The 14117-nt window shown below is 61.1% G+C and carries 15 protein-coding genes and 3 tRNA genes; 1 reads left to right on the top strand and 17 read right to left on the bottom strand.

From position 1 onward, the window contains the following. Window positions 1-14 precede the first annotated feature (14 nt). From CO657_RS06390 to CO657_RS06320, 15 genes are all read right to left on the bottom strand, one after another. On the bottom strand, window positions 15-629 hold the full coding sequence (locus tag CO657_RS06390; RefSeq protein WP_003573901.1) for an NADH-quinone oxidoreductase subunit J: 615 nt from the start codon (window positions 627-629) through the stop codon (window positions 15-17). Window positions 630-769: 140 nt separating this feature from the next. After that, a complete protein-coding gene (gene nuoI / locus CO657_RS06385; protein ID WP_003587270.1) occupies window positions 770-1261 on the bottom strand; it encodes an NADH-quinone oxidoreductase subunit NuoI in 492 nt (163 codons plus the stop codon). A gap of 40 nt (window positions 1262-1301) precedes the next feature. Then, complete coding sequence (nuoH, locus tag CO657_RS06380; RefSeq protein WP_003587271.1) at window positions 1302-2345, bottom strand: NADH-quinone oxidoreductase subunit NuoH; 1044 nt, start codon at window positions 2343-2345, stop codon at window positions 1302-1304. Between the two features lie 12 nt (window positions 2346-2357). Continuing rightward, a complete protein-coding gene (gene nuoG / locus CO657_RS06375; protein ID WP_054181876.1) occupies window positions 2358-4439 on the bottom strand; it encodes an NADH-quinone oxidoreductase subunit NuoG in 2082 nt (693 codons plus the stop codon). Window positions 4440-4662: 223 nt separating this feature from the next. Continuing rightward, a complete protein-coding gene (locus CO657_RS06370) occupies window positions 4663-5331 on the bottom strand; it encodes an NADH-ubiquinone oxidoreductase (protein WP_054181875.1) in 669 nt (222 codons plus the stop codon). 2 nt (window positions 5332-5333) lie between these two features. After that, window positions 5334-6638, bottom strand: a complete 1305-nt coding sequence (gene nuoF, locus CO657_RS06365; protein ID WP_003558451.1) for an NADH-quinone oxidoreductase subunit NuoF — start codon at window positions 6636-6638, stop codon at window positions 5334-5336. Between the two features lie 10 nt (window positions 6639-6648). Next, the gene (locus CO657_RS06360) at window positions 6649-7815 is read right to left on the bottom strand and encodes an NADH-quinone oxidoreductase subunit E (protein WP_054181874.1); all 1167 of its coding nucleotides are present in this window, start codon (window positions 7813-7815) and stop codon (window positions 6649-6651) included. Between the two features lie 16 nt (window positions 7816-7831). Beyond that, window positions 7832-8104, bottom strand: a complete 273-nt coding sequence (locus CO657_RS06355) for a hypothetical protein (RefSeq protein ID WP_003587278.1) — start codon at window positions 8102-8104, stop codon at window positions 7832-7834. Further along, window positions 8104-9294: an NADH-quinone oxidoreductase subunit D gene (locus tag CO657_RS06350; RefSeq protein WP_003587279.1), complete on the bottom strand. Its 1191-nt coding sequence runs from the start codon at window positions 9292-9294 to the stop codon at window positions 8104-8106. The genes CO657_RS06355 and CO657_RS06350 overlap by 1 nt, the downstream gene beginning before the upstream one ends. 79 nt (window positions 9295-9373) lie before the next feature. Further along, entirely contained in the window at window positions 9374-9697 is a 324-nt protein-coding gene (locus tag CO657_RS06345; RefSeq protein WP_054181948.1) for a four helix bundle protein, read from the bottom strand. 81 nt (window positions 9698-9778) lie between these two features. Next, window positions 9779-10381 carry an NADH-quinone oxidoreductase subunit C gene (locus CO657_RS06340; protein WP_003587282.1) on the bottom strand — a complete coding sequence of 201 codons (603 nt, stop codon included), beginning with the start codon at window positions 10379-10381 and terminating at the stop codon, window positions 9779-9781. Window positions 10382-10399: 18 nt separating this feature from the next. Further along, on the bottom strand, window positions 10400-10984 hold the full coding sequence (locus CO657_RS06335; RefSeq protein WP_003587285.1) for a NuoB/complex I 20 kDa subunit family protein: 585 nt from the start codon (window positions 10982-10984) through the stop codon (window positions 10400-10402). Further along, window positions 10975-11340, bottom strand: a complete 366-nt coding sequence (locus CO657_RS06330) for an NADH-quinone oxidoreductase subunit A (RefSeq protein ID WP_007626195.1) — start codon at window positions 11338-11340, stop codon at window positions 10975-10977. Before CO657_RS06330 ends, CO657_RS06335 begins: the two co-directional genes overlap by 10 nt. Window positions 11341-11587: 247 nt before the next feature. Beyond that, a tRNA-Asp gene (locus CO657_RS06325) sits at window positions 11588-11664 on the bottom strand. A gap of 82 nt (window positions 11665-11746) precedes the next feature. Next, window positions 11747-11823, bottom strand: a tRNA-Asp gene (locus tag CO657_RS06320). A 383-nt stretch (window positions 11824-12206) separates the two neighbouring features. Here CO657_RS06320 and CO657_RS06315 point away from each other — a divergent pair. Further along, window positions 12207-12282: transfer RNA gene (locus CO657_RS06315), tRNA-Val, on the top strand. Window positions 12283-13027: 745 nt separating this feature from the next. Here CO657_RS06315 and CO657_RS06310 read toward each other — a convergent pair. Then, on the bottom strand, window positions 13028-13576 hold the full coding sequence (locus CO657_RS06310; RefSeq protein WP_054181873.1) for a glutathione peroxidase: 549 nt from the start codon (window positions 13574-13576) through the stop codon (window positions 13028-13030). A 131-nt stretch (window positions 13577-13707) separates the two neighbouring features. Then, window positions 13708-14061 carry a hypothetical protein gene (locus tag CO657_RS06305; protein ID WP_054181872.1) on the bottom strand — a complete coding sequence of 118 codons (354 nt, stop codon included), beginning with the start codon at window positions 14059-14061 and terminating at the stop codon, window positions 13708-13710. Window positions 14062-14117 lie beyond the last annotated feature (56 nt).

Here is a 14117-nt window from a genome sequence, read left to right as displayed (position 1 = left end):
TTCCTTGACCTGCCTTAAACGCCCTGCCCGGGCTTGACCGACACCACCTCGACGGCGGTGGCGGGCGTGCGGGCAACCTGCCTCGGGATATTCTGCCGCTTGATATTGGTGCGGTGCCGCAGCGTCAGCACGATCGCGCCGATCATCGCGACCAGCAGCACCAGACCGGCGATCTCGAAGAAATAGACGTAGTTGGTGTAGAGCACGTCGCCGAGAGCGGCCGTATTCGTGCGCTCGCTGAGCGCCGGGATCGGCATGGCGACGGATTTGGCGATCTCGGGCGAGATGACGCTGCCGCCGATGACGACGATCAGCTCGGCTGCGAGAATGATCCCGATCAAGCCGCCGATCGGCGCATATTCGAGAACCCCTGCCCTGAGCTCGGTGAAGTCGATATCGAGCATCATCACCACGAAGAGGAAGAGCACGGCGACGGCGCCGACATAGACGACGAGCAGGATCATCGCCAGGAATTCGGCACCGAGCAGCAGGAAGAGGCCGGCCGCATTGAAGAACACCAGGATCAGGAACAGAACCGAGTGGACCGGGTTCTTCGCCCAGATGACCATGAACGCCGACGCCACCGCGACAAAGGCGAAAAGATAGAAAAATAGAGCCTGCAGACCCATGTTGGTGCCTTTTTCATCTTCCCCCGGGCAGCCGGGAGTTTTTCTGCCCGATAGAGTTTGCGCGGCTGACCGGCAAAGCTCCTGTGCATATTGACCGCGACCGGAGCAGCGAAGCTCCCTCGCGGCATTTCAAAACTCGATCAGCGGTACGGCGAGTCGATCGCAATGTTACGGGCGATTTCACGCTCCCAACGGTCTCCGTTGTCGAGAAGGCGCGCCTTGTCGAAATAGAGCTCTTCGCGGGTTTCCGTCGCAAATTCGAAATTCGGGCCCTCGACGATCGCATCGACCGGGCAGGCCTCCTGGCAGAAGCCGCAATAGATGCACTTCACCATGTCGATGTCGTAGCGCACCGTGCGGCGGGTGCCGTCGTTGCGGCGGGGGCCGGCCTCGATGGTGATGGCCTGGGCAGGACAGATCGCCTCGCAGAGTTTGCAGGCGATGCAGCGTTCCTCGCCGTTCGGATAACGGCGCAGCGCATGCTCACCACGGAACCGCGGGGAAACCGGTCCCTTTTCGAAGGGATAGTTGATCGTCGCCTTCTGGCGGAAGAAATAGCGCATCGACAGAAAGAACGCGCCGAAGAATTCCTTGAGGAACAGCGAGCTGATGGAGCTGGACAAGCTTCCCATCTTCAACCTCCAATTTTGCCGGAAACGAGAGAGGGCGTCATCATGCCCATCCCATCAGCTTCAGCACGAATGCAACGATGATGACCATGGCGAGCGACAGCGGCAGGAAGACCTTCCAGCCGAGGCGCATGAGCTGGTCGTAGCGGTAGCGCGGGACGAAAGCCTTGACCATCGCGAACATGAAGAACACGAAGCAGGCCTTCAGCATGAACCAGATGATGCCCGGGACCCAGTTGAGGATCCAGATGTCGACCGGAGGCAGCCAGCCGCCGAGGAAGAGGATCGTCGTCAGCGAACACATCAGGCAGACGGCCGCATATTCGCCGAGCATGAACATCATGTATGGCGAGGAGCCGTATTCGACCATGAAGCCGGCAACGAGTTCCGATTCTGCTTCCGGAAGGTCAAAGGGCGGACGGTTCGTTTCGGCGAGCGCCGAAATGAAGAAGATGATGAACATCGGGAAAAGCGACAGCCAGTGCCAGTCGAGGAACGATGCCGGCAGGCCGAGCATGGTGCCGAGGCCGGTATGCTGCGCATTGACGATATCGGTCAGGTTCAGCGAACCGACGCAGAGAAGCACCGTGACGATGACGAAGCCGATCGAGACTTCATAGGACACCATCTGCGCCGCCGAGCGCAGCGCACCGAGGAACGGATACTTCGAGTTCGAAGCCCAGCCGCCCATGATGATGCCGTAAACCTCGAGAGAGGAGATCGCGAAGATGTAAAGGATGCCGACATTGATGTTGGCGATCACCCAGCCGTCGGCAAGCGGCACCACCGCCCAGGTCGACAGCGCCAGAAGCACCGTCACCAGCGGAGCAAGCAGGAACACCGCCTTGTTGGCGCCGGCCGGAATGATCGGCTCCTTGAAGACGAATTTCAGAAGGTCGGCGAAAGACTGGAACAGGCCGAAGGGACCGACGACATTCGGGCCGCGGCGCAACTGCACGGCCGCCCAGATCTTGCGGTCGGCGAGCAGAACATAGGCGATGAAGACAAGCAGGCAGACCAGAAGCAGCAGCGACTGACCGATCATGATGATCGCCGGCAAGACATAGGTCGAAAAGAAAGAATCCATAGTCCCCTGCCCTTACTCTGCCGCGACTTTGAAGTTGTTGCGGGCCAATGCCGAGCACTCCGCCATCACTGCCGAGGCACGCGCTATCGGGTTCGTCAAATAGAAGTCTTTCACCGGCGACGCAAACCCTGACTTGTTCATCTTGCCGGCTTTTTTCGCAACTGCGGCAATTTGGGCGCTATCGGTTTCGGCGATCTCGTCGATGGCGGCGAAATGCGGGAAAGCGGCATAGAGCCGGACGCGCAATTCGCTCAGCGAATCGAACGGAAGCTTCTTGCCGAGCACGTCGGAAAGGGCACGGATGATCGCCCAGTCCTCGCGGGCGTCGCCCGGCGCAAAGCCTGCGCGGTTGCCCATCTGGACGCGGCCTTCGGTGTTGACCCAGGTGCCGGACTTTTCGGTATAGGCTGCGGCCGGCAGGATGACGTCGGCATGATGGGCGCCGTTGTCGCCATGCGAACCGATATAGACGGTGAGCTTGGCCTTCTTGGCGGTGAAGTCGAGTTCGTCGGCGCCGAGCAGGAAGAGCACATCCATCGCCGTCAGCATTTCGGCGGCGTTGACACCCTTGGCACCCGGCACGAAGCCGAGGTCGAGGCCGCCGACGCGCGATGCGGCGGTGTGGAGGACGGCAAAGCCGTTCCAGCCTTCGACGACTGCGCCGACCGAACCGGCAAGCTTGGCGGCACTGGCGAGAACACCGGCGCCGTCGGTGCGCGACAGCGCGCCCTGGCCGATGATGATCATCGGCTTGGCGGCGTTCTTCAGAACCTCGGCGAAGGCGTGGCCGCCGTCGACCAGATCCTTCAGCGTGTCGGGACCACCGCCGAGATAGTCATAGCTGTAGCGCAGTTCGCCTGGCTCGCCGATGACGCCGATCGGGAACTTGCCGCGGCGCCAGCGCTTGCGGATGCGGGCGTTGAGGATGGCTGCCTCGAAGCGCGGATTGGCGCCGATGATCAGCAGCGCGTCGGCCTGGTCGATGCCGGAAATGGTCGGGTTGAAGAGGTAGCTTGCACGGCCGAGCGACGGATCGAGTGCCGCCCCATCCTGGCGACAGTCGAGATTGGCGGATCCGAGCGATTTCACCAGTTCGGAAAGCGCATACATTTCCTCGACCGAGGCAAGGTCGCCTGCGATCGCGCCGATCTTGTCGCCCGACGTGGCGCCGACGGCGGCCTTGATAGCGCCGAAGGCTTCGGCCCAGGTGGCGGGCTGCAAGCGGCCGTCGCGGCGGACATAGGGCCGGTCGAGACGCTGGGTCTTCAGGCCGTCCCAGATGAAACGGCTCTTGTCGGAGATCCACTCTTCGTTGATCGCCTCGTTGACGCGCGGCAGGACACGCATGACCTCGCGGCCGCGGGTGTCGACGCGGATCGCCGAACCGACGGCATCCATGACGTCGATCGATTCGGTCTTGTTCAATTCCCAGGGGCGCGCGGTGAAGGCGAAGGGCTTGGAAGTCAGCGCACCCACCGGGCAGAGATCGACGACATTGCCCTGAAGCTCGGAGGTCATCGCCTGTTCGAGATAGGTGGTGATTTCGGCATCTTCGCCGCGGCCGATCAGGCCAAGCTCGGAAATGCCGGCGACCTCGGTGGTGAAGCGGACGCAGCGCGTGCAGTGGATGCAGCGGTTCATCACCGTCTTGACGAGCGGGCCGATATACTTGTCTTCGACGGCGCGCTTGTCTTCCTGATAACGCGAGGTGTCGATGCCGAAGGCCATCGCCTGGTCCTGCAGGTCGCATTCGCCGCCCTGGTCGCAGATCGGGCAATCGAGCGGATGGTTGATCAGCAGGAACTCCATCACGCCTTCGCGGGCCTTCTTGACCATCGGCGTGTTGGTGAAGACCTCGGGCAGTTCGCCGTTCGGGCCGCCGCGGATGTCGCGTACGCTCATGGCGCAGGAAGCCTGCGGCTTCGGCGGGCCACCCTTCACCTCGACAAGGCACATGCGGCAATTGCCGGCAACCGACAGGCGCTCATGGAAGCAGAAGCGCGGAACCTCGGCACCGGCATCCTCGCACGCCTGCAACAGCGTGTAGTGATCCGGAACTTCGATCTCGTTGCCGTCAATCTTCAGTTTTGCCATCGTCGCTCAGTCCTGTTTCCCGTTTGCCTGATGACGGCAAACAAACCTATTTTTGCAACAGTCTCATTGCCAAGCCGGATCTTTCGTCCTGCCGACATCTGATGCCGCCCAAATTCTCTGTCGCGTGTCCCAGGTCCGGAACCCGCATCGGCTTCTGCAGCGTGAGGCCCCCGCCCGTCCGCCGATCCGCCCATCTTTCCGGCCGATTGCACGGCCGGAAAGTTCATTTTTTCCGACGGCCCCGCCCGGCCAGAACTTTCGCCTGGCCGCTCCAGTCGTCACGCCCGATGCGGCCGTTGAAGCCAAGCTCGGCGTCGAGCCGGGCGATGTCCTCATCGCTCCAGGCGGCGACTTCGGCAAAACTGCGAATGCCCTTGGCGTTCAGCACCTGCTCCAGCTTCGGGCCGATGCCGGCGATCAGCTTCAGATCGTCGGCCTTTTTCGCCCGCGCGACCGGTTTTGCCTTCACAGCCGGCTTCGGCTGGCTTGCCGGCACCGGTTCGCTGACCGGCCTGACAACCGTCAATTTCGGCCCTGCCCTCTTCGCGGCCGCCGGCTTGGCGACAACCTTGACGGCAGGGCGAATATTCTCCGGTCGGATCTCGACGTCGGGCGCGAGCTCGTCCGGCGGCGTATCATCGAGGGCGGCGGCGACCTTGCCGGTCGTTTCCAGCGCGCTCTGGAAGGCGCCGAAGAAAGCGCCCGCCATCTGCGTCGAGAGGCCGAAGCCGATCGCCGTTGCAGCAGCAAAGGCAGCGGCCGGATGCGCCATCAGCGGATGCACCGGCATTGCCCGTGCATTTTCCAGCATCTCGGCGGCAAGACGGCCGAAGCCGGCCGCGAAATCGGCGGCGTCTTCCTTCTTTCCACTCTTCGATGCGTTGTCCGCCATGATTATTCAGCCGCCTCCAGAACCGCGCCGTGATCGAGCGCGCTTGCCGTATACTGGTCGATGCGCTTTTCGATCTCGGGACGGAAGTTACGGATCAGACCCTGCACCGGCCATGCGGCGGCATCGCCGAGCGCGCAGATGGTGTGGCCTTCGATCTGCTTGGTCACCTGGAACAGCATGTCGATTTCGCGCTTCTGGGCATTGCCCTTAGCCATGCGCTCCATCACGCGCCACATCCAGCCCGTGCCTTCGCGGCAGGGCGTGCACTGGCCGCAGCTCTCATGCTTGAAGAAGGCGGAGATGCGGGCGATCGCCTTGATGACGTCGGTGGACTTGTCCATGACGATCGCAGCCGCCGTGCCGAAGGAAGAGCCGACGCCGCGCAGGCCGTCGAAATCCATCGGGCAGTCGATGATGTCCTTGGCCGGCACGATCGGGCAGGATGCGCCGCCCGGAATGACGGCGAGCAGATTGTCCCAGCCGCCGCGAATGCCGCCGGCATGGCGGTCGACCAGTTCGCGGAAGGTGATGCCCATTTCCTCTTCGACCGTGCACGGCTTATTGACGTGGCCGGAGAGCATGAACAGCTTGGTGCCGACATTGTTCGGGCGGCCGATGGCCGAGAACCAGCCGGCGCCGCGGCGCAGGATGGTCGGGGCAACGGCGATCGATTCGACGTTATTAACAGTCGTCGGGCAACCATAGAGGCCCATATTGGCCGGGAATGGCGGCTTCAGGCGCGGCTGGCCCTTCTTGCCCTCGAGGCTTTCGAGCAGCGCGGTTTCCTCGCCGCAGATATAGGCGCCGGCGCCGTGATGGACGAAGATGTCCATGTCCCAGCCGAGCTTGTTGTTCTTGCCGAGCAGGCCGTAATCATAACATTCGTCGATTGCCGCCTGCAGCGCTTCGCGCTCGCGGATATATTCGCCGCGCACATAGATGTAGGCGGCATTGGCGCCCATGGCGAAGCTGGCGACGACGCAGCCCTCGATCAGCGTATGCGGATCGTGGCGCATGATGTCGCGGTCCTTGCAGGTGCCGGGCTCCGATTCGTCGGCATTGACGACGAGGTAATGCGGGCGGCCGTCGCTTTCCTTCGGCATGAAGGACCATTTGAGGCCGGTGGGGAAGCCCGCGCCGCCGCGACCGCGAAGGCCCGAGGCCTTCATCTCGTTGATGATCCAGTCGCGGCCCTTTTCGAGGATCTGCTTGGTGCCGTCCCAGTGGCCGCGGCTCATCGCGCCCTTCAGGGACTTGTCCTTGAGGCCGTAGATGTTGGTAAAGATGCGGTCTTTATCTTGTAACATGCTTCACCTCTTACCGCGGCTTCTTGCCGAACACCTTGATATATTCCGCTTCGCCGCCCTTGGCGAGCGCCTTGGCCTGCTTGACCCAGTCGTCGCGCTCGATGCGGCCGCGGAAGTTCAGGTAGCCGTCGACCCATTCGCGTTCGGCCTTCTTCCAGCCCGCGACCTGCGAGAAGGTGAAGATGCCGATTTCGTTCAGCGTCGCCTCGATCTTCGGGCCGACGCCGGAGATCATCTTCAGGTCATCCGGCGCGGCGGGCTTTTCGATGCCGGCCGGACGGTTCTTGTCGGTGGGCGCAGGCTTTGCCGCCGGGGCGGCTTCGGCCTTGGCGGCAGCCACCGGTGCCGGTTCGGCAGGTGCCGTGCCGGAAACTGGCTGCTGCTCGGCAGCCTTGGCATTCCTGGCAGCCGCCTTCGGCGCCGTTGCCGGCGTCTTCAGCGCAGCGTTGGTCTCGGCATCGGTGCTCTTCGGGCGGGCAGCCTCTGAGGGCGGAACCGGAGCGGCGTCGACCGGAGCCGAAATGCTTTCGGCATCGGCCTTCTTGGCCCGCGTCCTTGCCTTCGGCTCTTCCGTCGTCAGCGAAGTCGGGCCGCCTTCAGGCGCCGAGAAAATCCGGTCGATCTGGGTGCCGGGCTTGATGCTCGCGCCATTGCCGGCGGCAAAGCTATCGATGATCTCCTCGAGACGCGCCGGCGTCAGGTCCTCATAGGTGTCCTTGCCGATCATCACCATCGGGGCGTTGACGCAGGCGCCAAGACATTCGACCTCTTCCCAGGACAGCGTGCCCTCGGCATTGCGCTCGAAGGCATGAGCATGGATCTTGCTCTTGCAGACCGACATCAGCGCTTCCGAGCCGCGCAGCATGCAGGGCGTCGTGCCGCAGACCTGGACATGGGCGCGGGTGCCGACAGGATGCAGCTGGAACTGCGTATAGAAGGTCGCGACCTCGAGCACCCGGATATAGGCCATATCGAGCATGTCGGCGATCTTTTCGATCGCCGCGCGCGTGACCCAGCCGTCCTGCTCCTGCGCCCGCATCAACAGCGGAATGACCGCCGACTGCTGGCGGCCGGCGGGGTATTTCTGGATCGTCTTGTCCGCCCAGACCGCATTTTCATCGCTGAAAGCGAATGCGGCAGGCTGAAATTGATCTTCGGCTAATCGACGAACGGACATTCTTCCTCACGCCTTGTCAGTTTAGGGTTCCACACCGCGAAGCGGTCAAAGACTGCATTTCGCAGGCATAGGCCGACTGGTCTTTCTGCATAAATACGACGAATTTGCTGCCATTCGGGATGGCAGCCTTGATCTGATAGCCCTTGGACAAAAGATCGCCCATGGACGTTTGCGCCGCCGGCGGCGTCACTTCCTTACGGCCCAGCGGCGTGCCGAGCGTATCGGTCTCCTGGGCCGAAACCCCGGATGCCGCAAGAAGAAGTGCGACGGCAAGCGGCAGACGCTGCATCAGCGGTCCACCTCACCGAAGACGATGTCGAGCGAGCCGAGCACGGCCGCGACGTCGGCAAGCTGGTGGCCGCGGCACATGAAGTCCATCGCCTGCAGATGCGCATAACCGGGCGCACGGATCTTGCAGCGATAGGGCTTGTTGGAGCCGTCGGAGACGAGATAGACGCCGAACTCGCCCTTCGGCGCTTCGACCGCGGCGTAAACTTCGCCGGCCGGCACGTGGTAGCCTTCGGTATAGAGCTTGAAGTGGTGAATCAGCGCTTCCATCGAGCGCTTCATCTCACCACGCTTCGGCGGCACGACCTTGCCGTCGATCGACGAGAAAGGACCGGTCTTGGCATCCGACAGCAGGCGGTTGACGCATTGCTTCATGATGCGGACCGATTGGCGCATTTCGATCATGCGGATCAGGTAGCGGTCGTAGTTGTCGCCGTTCTTGCCGATCGGAATGTCGAATTCGAGATCGGAGTAACATTCGTAAGGCTGGGAGCGGCGCAGATCCCAGGCAGCGCCCGAACCGCGCACCATGACGCCGGAGAAGCCCCAGGCCCAGCAATCCTCCAGCGAGACGACGCCGATATCGACGTTGCGCTGCTTGAAGATGCGGTTGCCGGTCAACAGATTGTCGATATCGTCGAGCGCCTTGAGGAAGGGATCGCACCAGTCTCCGATATCCTGGACGAGCTGTTCCGGCAGGTCCTGATGGACGCCACCCGGACGGACATAAGCGGCGTGCATGCGCGAGCCGCTGGCGCGCTCGTAGAACACCATCAGCTTTTCGCGCTCTTCGAAGCCCCAAAGCGGCGGCGTCAGCGCCCCGACGTCCATGGCCTGCGTCGTGACGTTCAACAGATGCGAGAGGATGCGGCCGATTTCGGAATAGAGAACGCGGATCAGCTGTCCGCGAATCGGGATGTCGATGCCGAGCAGCTTTTCCACAGCCATCGCATAGGCATGCTCCTGGTTCATCGGCGCGACGTAATCGAGCCGATCGAAATAAGGCACCGCCTGAAGATAGGTCTTGGTCTCGATCAGCTTCTCGGTGCCGCGATGCAGCAGGCCGATATGCGGATCAACCCGCTCCACAATTTCGCCGTCAAGCTCCAGGACAAGACGAAGAACGCCGTGCGCCGCCGGATGCTGCGGTCCGAAATTGATGTTGAAGTTGCGGACGTTATGTTCGGTCATGCTGCGTGCTCCGTGCCAAACGCGCTGCCAACTAAGCGAATAGCGAATAGCGAATAGCGAATAGTTTCGTTCGGTCTCATCATTTCTCCTGGAGACTCCGTATCAGCGCTCGAATCATTCGTCCGATTTCGTCGCATTTTCCGGTCATCTGCCTGAACTCACCCTCGTCGATCAGACCGATGCGATGAGAGATGAGCATATGCGTTTCCAATTCTTTCAGCGAACCTTGAGAGATACGCAGAAACTGTATGAAACTTCCCGTGAGCTCACGGCCGTGTCCTTCAGCTATATTGGCGGCAATCGAACTTGCCGCCCTGCGTATCTGAGCCGTCAGACCGTAAATCTCCTCCTTGGGAAACCCTTTGGTCAGTTGATAGCAATCCACCGCGAGATCGATCGCCATCTGCCAGACCTTAAGATCCTTGTAGGAGTTTATCGTCTGCCGCCCTTCCACTATTCGCTATTCGCTACTCACTATTCGCCTTTACTGCTTCGCTTTTTCGTCGCCGGGCAGCACGTATTCGGTACCTTCCCAAGGCGACATGAAATCGAAATTGCGGAATTCCTGTTTGAGCTCGACCGGCTCATAGACGACTCGCTTGGCGGCGTCGTCGTAGCGGACCTCGACGAAACCTGTCGTCGGGAAGTCCTTGCGCAGCGGATGGCCTTCGAAGCCGTAGTCGGTCAGGATGCGACGCAGATCCGGATGGCCGGTGAAGAGCACGCCGTACATGTCCCAGGTTTCGCGCTCGAACCAGTCAGCGCCGGGATGGACGGCACAGGCCGAGGGAACCGGCGTATCTTCGTCGGTCGCGACCTTGACGCGGATGCGCACATTCTGCTTCGGCGACAGCAGGTGATAGACGACGTCGAAACGCAGCTCGCGCTGCGGCCAGTCGACGCCGCAAATATCGATCAGGTTGACGAAACCGCATTTGGCGTCGTCACGCAGGAAGGTCAGAAGCGCGATCAGGTTTTCACCCGTCGTCGTCAGCGTCAGCTCGCCATACTTCATCTGCGATGCGGCGATCAGATTGCCGCGCGCTTCGCCAAGGTAGGACGCAAGCTCAGTCAGGGCTTCACTCATATGCCTTGTCCTTAACCCTTAGCGTTCGATCGTGCCGGTGCGCCGGATCTTCTTCTGCAGCAGAAGCACGCCGTAGAGCAGCGCCTCCGCCGTGGGGGGACAGCCCGGCACGTAGATATCGATCGGTACGATGCGGTCGCAGCCGCGCACCACAGAATAGGAATAGTGGTAGTAACCGCCGCCATTGGCGCAGGAGCCCATCGAGATGACGTAGCGCGGCTCGGGCATCTGGTCGTAGACCTTGCGGAGCGCAGGCGCCATCTTGTTGGTAAGCGTGCCGGCGACGATCATCACGTCGGACTGGCGCGGCGAGGCGCGCGGCGCAAAACCGAAGCGCTCGACGTCGTAACGCGGCATCGACAGCTGCATCATTTCGACAGCGCAGCAGGCAAGACCGAAGGTCATCCACATCAGCGAGCCCGTACGGGCCCAGTTAATCAGCTCGTCGGTCGAGGTGACGAGGAAACCCTTGTCGGCAAGCTCATTGTTGATCTCGCCGAAAAACGCGTCATTGCTGCCGATCGGCTTGCCGGTGGAGGGATCGATGATCCCCTTCGGCTGCTGGGCGACCAGCGGCTGATTGCTCACAGGGCTCACTCCCATTCCAGGGCTCCCTTTTTCCATTCATAGATAAAGCCGATGGTCAGCACGAAGAGGAAGACCATCATGGACCAGAAGCCGAACCAGCCGATGGCGCCGAAGGAAACGGCCCAGGGGAAGAGGAAGGCGACTTCGAGGTCGAAGATGATGAAGAGGATCGACACGAGGTAGAAGCGAATATCGAACTTCATGCGGGCGTCGTCGAACGCGTTGAAGCCGCATTCGTAAGCCGAGAGCTTTTCCGAATCGGGCGCTTTGAAAGCGACGGCGAACGGCGCAATGAGCAGCGCCAGGCCGATAACGAGCGCGATAGCGATGAAGATAGCGATCGGAATATAGGAACTGAGCAGTTCAGTCATCATGTTCATCCCTGCTTGCCGGAGGCGCCAGGCGGCGCATTTGGGCAAATGCCCGGCAAGCGAACGTGCGTTGCAACAAGCCGTGGTTAGCGCAGCCGAAGCCCCGGCGCAAGAGATTTACAGAGGCAATTCGACGCGCCGCGCGCGGACATTATCAAGCAGATGCAACGATGTCGCGACAAATCCACACAAACCGATTCAAGCTGCATGCCTGACCCTTGGAAACTGCATGGCTTTCGGAAGAGAATGGCGCGAGTGACGGGGCTCGAACCCGCGACCTCCGGCGTGACAGGCCGGCACTCTAACCGACTGAGCTACACCCGCGCATTGATCGACCATTTGCGGCCGCTGGGATGAAGAAACCGGACAAACGACAAATCACATTTGCGTTCTACAAGACTTGAAATGGCGCGAGTGACGGGGCTCGAACCCGCGACCTCCGGCGTGACAGGCCGGCACTCTAACCAACTGAGCTACACCCGCAATTCATTTCAAGCAGTCCGGATGCCTTCGCACCCTCACCAAAACGGCTGCCCGTTTCGATGAGCGGCTAACTACGGGGTTCGTCTTTTAGTGTCAAGCAGGTTTGGAGACAAAACCATGACAGTCGTTTGAATTGTTTCGGCAAGGCCGGCAATTCCGTTGCCCGCCATGGCACTGATGCCCGATCGAAGCCGGCGGCGCAGTCGAAGTCCCCATGCCCCCTCCCCTTTATCCACAGCCCGGCAGCGCTCCAGCCGCACCACAAGAAGCGGGACCGCCACCAAAAAAATCAAAAAATCTTCACAAACACTCTTGCGGTTTTGCCGCGATCCGCATAGATCACGGCCACCAACGCGGCAGGCCGATCCGGCTTCGTCAGCGATGGGCGATTAGCTCAGTTGGTAGAGCGCCTCGTTTACACCGAGGATGTCGGGAGTTCGAGTCTCTCATCGCCCACCATTTTTCCCCTTAAGTGCCAAATAGCAGCCTTCGCAGGCGGACGCCTCAGCTGCGTCGTCATGTATCTGGAATTCCAATTGGATCCATTGGCGCGTCCGGCAGGTCGCGATGCGGCGCGGCGTCTGAAATCAGCGCGCCACCAGAACGGACTACTCCGGCCGCCCCGCCACCTCCTATTGGGCGAATGGATGGGCGCGGGCAAAAGTGGGAGAATTCGCCGCCCGGAAAATCTCCGCGCTAGCGACACCTGGAGGTGTTCCATGAGGACTCTCTGCTCCGCATTGACGCTGTGCATCGCGGTCGCCCTTTATGCACCAAGCGCCAGATATGTCAGCCTGCCCGGATACGCCTTCAAGACGAATCCGCAATGCCAGCGCCACGAACCAAAGACGCGGTTTGACAGGAGGTGCGACTGGCCGAGAGTGGGCTTCAAGGACTTTACGCCGCCGCTTGTGACCGTGCTTGGGATCTGAAGCTCAGCCTCTCCACGAATCATCGCAGTCCTGGCGCGTGTTGTAGCCAAGGGTCATGGCTCTGTGACTGCGACTGGATTCTGCCTTCCCACCAGACTCTATATAGCCCTTCGGAATCCCGAAATTGGTTGCGGGATTGAAATCATTGCATGATTTTTTCTGTCGATACCGCGCAAAGCTCGGCGAATTTCGGAATCCCGAAGCGGGGAATTTCGGGATTCCGAAGTGGCGTTCTGGAATCGGGAGACGGCCCGGGGCCGGTCCCCACCATTTCACCCCTTCGCCAGTTCCTTATCCACCGCCGAAACCAGCCGCGAATCATCGGCCGTCACATCAGGGGCGAATCGGGCGGCGATTTTGCCGTCGCGGCCGATCAGGAATTTTTCGAAGTTCCAGAGAATGTCATCCTCGTCGCCGCCCGATATGCCGTGGGATTTCAGGCGTTCGCGCATCGGGCCGTCACCTGTGGTCTTCACGCCCGATTTGGTCAGTTGCCGGTAGAGCGGGTGCTGGGTCTCGCCCTTGACCGAAATCTTCGAGAAGATCGGGAAGGTGACGTCGTAGGTGCTGGTGCAGAAGTCGAGGATCTCGGCGTCGGTGCCGGGCTCCTGGCCCTTGAAGTCGTTGGCGGGGAAAGCGGCGATGACGAAGCCGCGCTCGCGCTTTTCGCCGTAGAGCTTTTCGAGGCCCTCATATTGAACGGTCAGCCCGCATTTCGAGGCGACGTTGACGATCAGCAGCACCCTGCCCTTGTATTCGCTGAGTGTGGTTTCACGACCATCCACTGATTTGACAGGGATATCCAGCACATTGCCCGCCACGGGAACCTCCAAATTGATAAGATACGTCTCGCCAACTTAGCGATATCGCCGCCGTTGTCATCAACGTCGGAACCAACTCGGCGTTAGCGGGACGCCGGTGCGGGCTACGGCCTGCACCGGCGGTCAGCACATCAGGCGGGAGATGTTTCCTTCACGTCGTCGAGCAGGAAGTGCACGACGATATAATCCGTCTTGTAATGGCGGCCGCTGTCGGACACCGAATCGACACTGCCGCCGTCCTTCGGGTGCCAGGCGTGGTAATGGGGATTGGTGGTGATCAGGGTGATGGCCTTGCCATCTTTTTCGCCAAGCCGGAAGCGCATCTCGGCCAGCGGCCAGATCCGCTCGTAATCCGCCATGCTGATGCGCGCCTTCAGCGCCTTGCGATGCAGCGGCGCTTCGCCGGCCTCTGCGGGTGCCTCCAACATCACCTCCTCGGCTCCGTTGATGATGGCGTTGAACTCTTCAGGCCACATGCGTCTCATGAAATCGCTCCTCCCGGGGCTCTCGTCAGTCCACAGGTGAAACTTAGCGATTTGTT

Origin of the sequence: Rhizobium acidisoli, assembly GCF_002531755.2 — a bacterium.
GTDB lineage: Bacteria > Pseudomonadota > Alphaproteobacteria > Rhizobiales > Rhizobiaceae > Rhizobium > Rhizobium acidisoli.
The sequence above is the reverse complement of the archived record's forward strand: the minus strand, read 5'-3'. Positions and strand labels throughout refer to the sequence as shown.

Coding starts and splice junctions, on each gene's coding strand:
- CO657_RS06330 (WP_007626195.1), bottom strand. CDS start 11,340: ATGACTGAACTGCTCAGTTCCTATATTCCGATCGCTATCTTCATCGCT.
- CO657_RS06335 (WP_003587285.1), bottom strand. CDS start 10,984: ATGGGAGTGAGCCCTGTGAGCAATCAGCCGCTGGTCGCCCAGCAGCCG.
- CO657_RS06350 (WP_003587279.1), bottom strand. CDS start 9,294: ATGACCGAACATAACGTCCGCAACTTCAACATCAATTTCGGACCGCAG.
- nuoG (WP_054181876.1), bottom strand. CDS start 4,439: ATGGCAAAACTGAAGATTGACGGCAACGAGATCGAAGTTCCGGATCAC.
- nuoF (WP_003558451.1), bottom strand. CDS start 6,638: ATGTTACAAGATAAAGACCGCATCTTTACCAACATCTACGGCCTCAAG.
- CO657_RS06340 (WP_003587282.1), bottom strand. CDS start 10,381: ATGAGTGAAGCCCTGACTGAGCTTGCGTCCTACCTTGGCGAAGCGCGC.
- nuoH (WP_003587271.1), bottom strand. CDS start 2,345: ATGGATTCTTTCTTTTCGACCTATGTCTTGCCGGCGATCATCATGATC.
- CO657_RS06345 (WP_054181948.1), bottom strand. CDS start 9,697: ATGGCGATCGATCTCGCGGTGGATTGCTATCAACTGACCAAAGGGTTT.
- CO657_RS06355 (WP_003587278.1), bottom strand. CDS start 8,104: ATGCAGCGTCTGCCGCTTGCCGTCGCACTTCTTCTTGCGGCATCCGGG.
- CO657_RS06370 (WP_054181875.1), bottom strand. CDS start 5,331: ATGGCGGACAACGCATCGAAGAGTGGAAAGAAGGAAGACGCCGCCGAT.
- nuoI (WP_003587270.1), bottom strand. CDS start 1,261: ATGGGAAGCTTGTCCAGCTCCATCAGCTCGCTGTTCCTCAAGGAATTC.
- CO657_RS06360 (WP_054181874.1), bottom strand. CDS start 7,815: ATGTCCGTTCGTCGATTAGCCGAAGATCAATTTCAGCCTGCCGCATTC.
- CO657_RS06305 (WP_054181872.1), bottom strand. CDS start 14,061: ATGAGACGCATGTGGCCTGAAGAGTTCAACGCCATCATCAACGGAGCC.
- CO657_RS06390 (WP_003573901.1), bottom strand. CDS start 629: ATGGGTCTGCAGGCTCTATTTTTCTATCTTTTCGCCTTTGTCGCGGTG.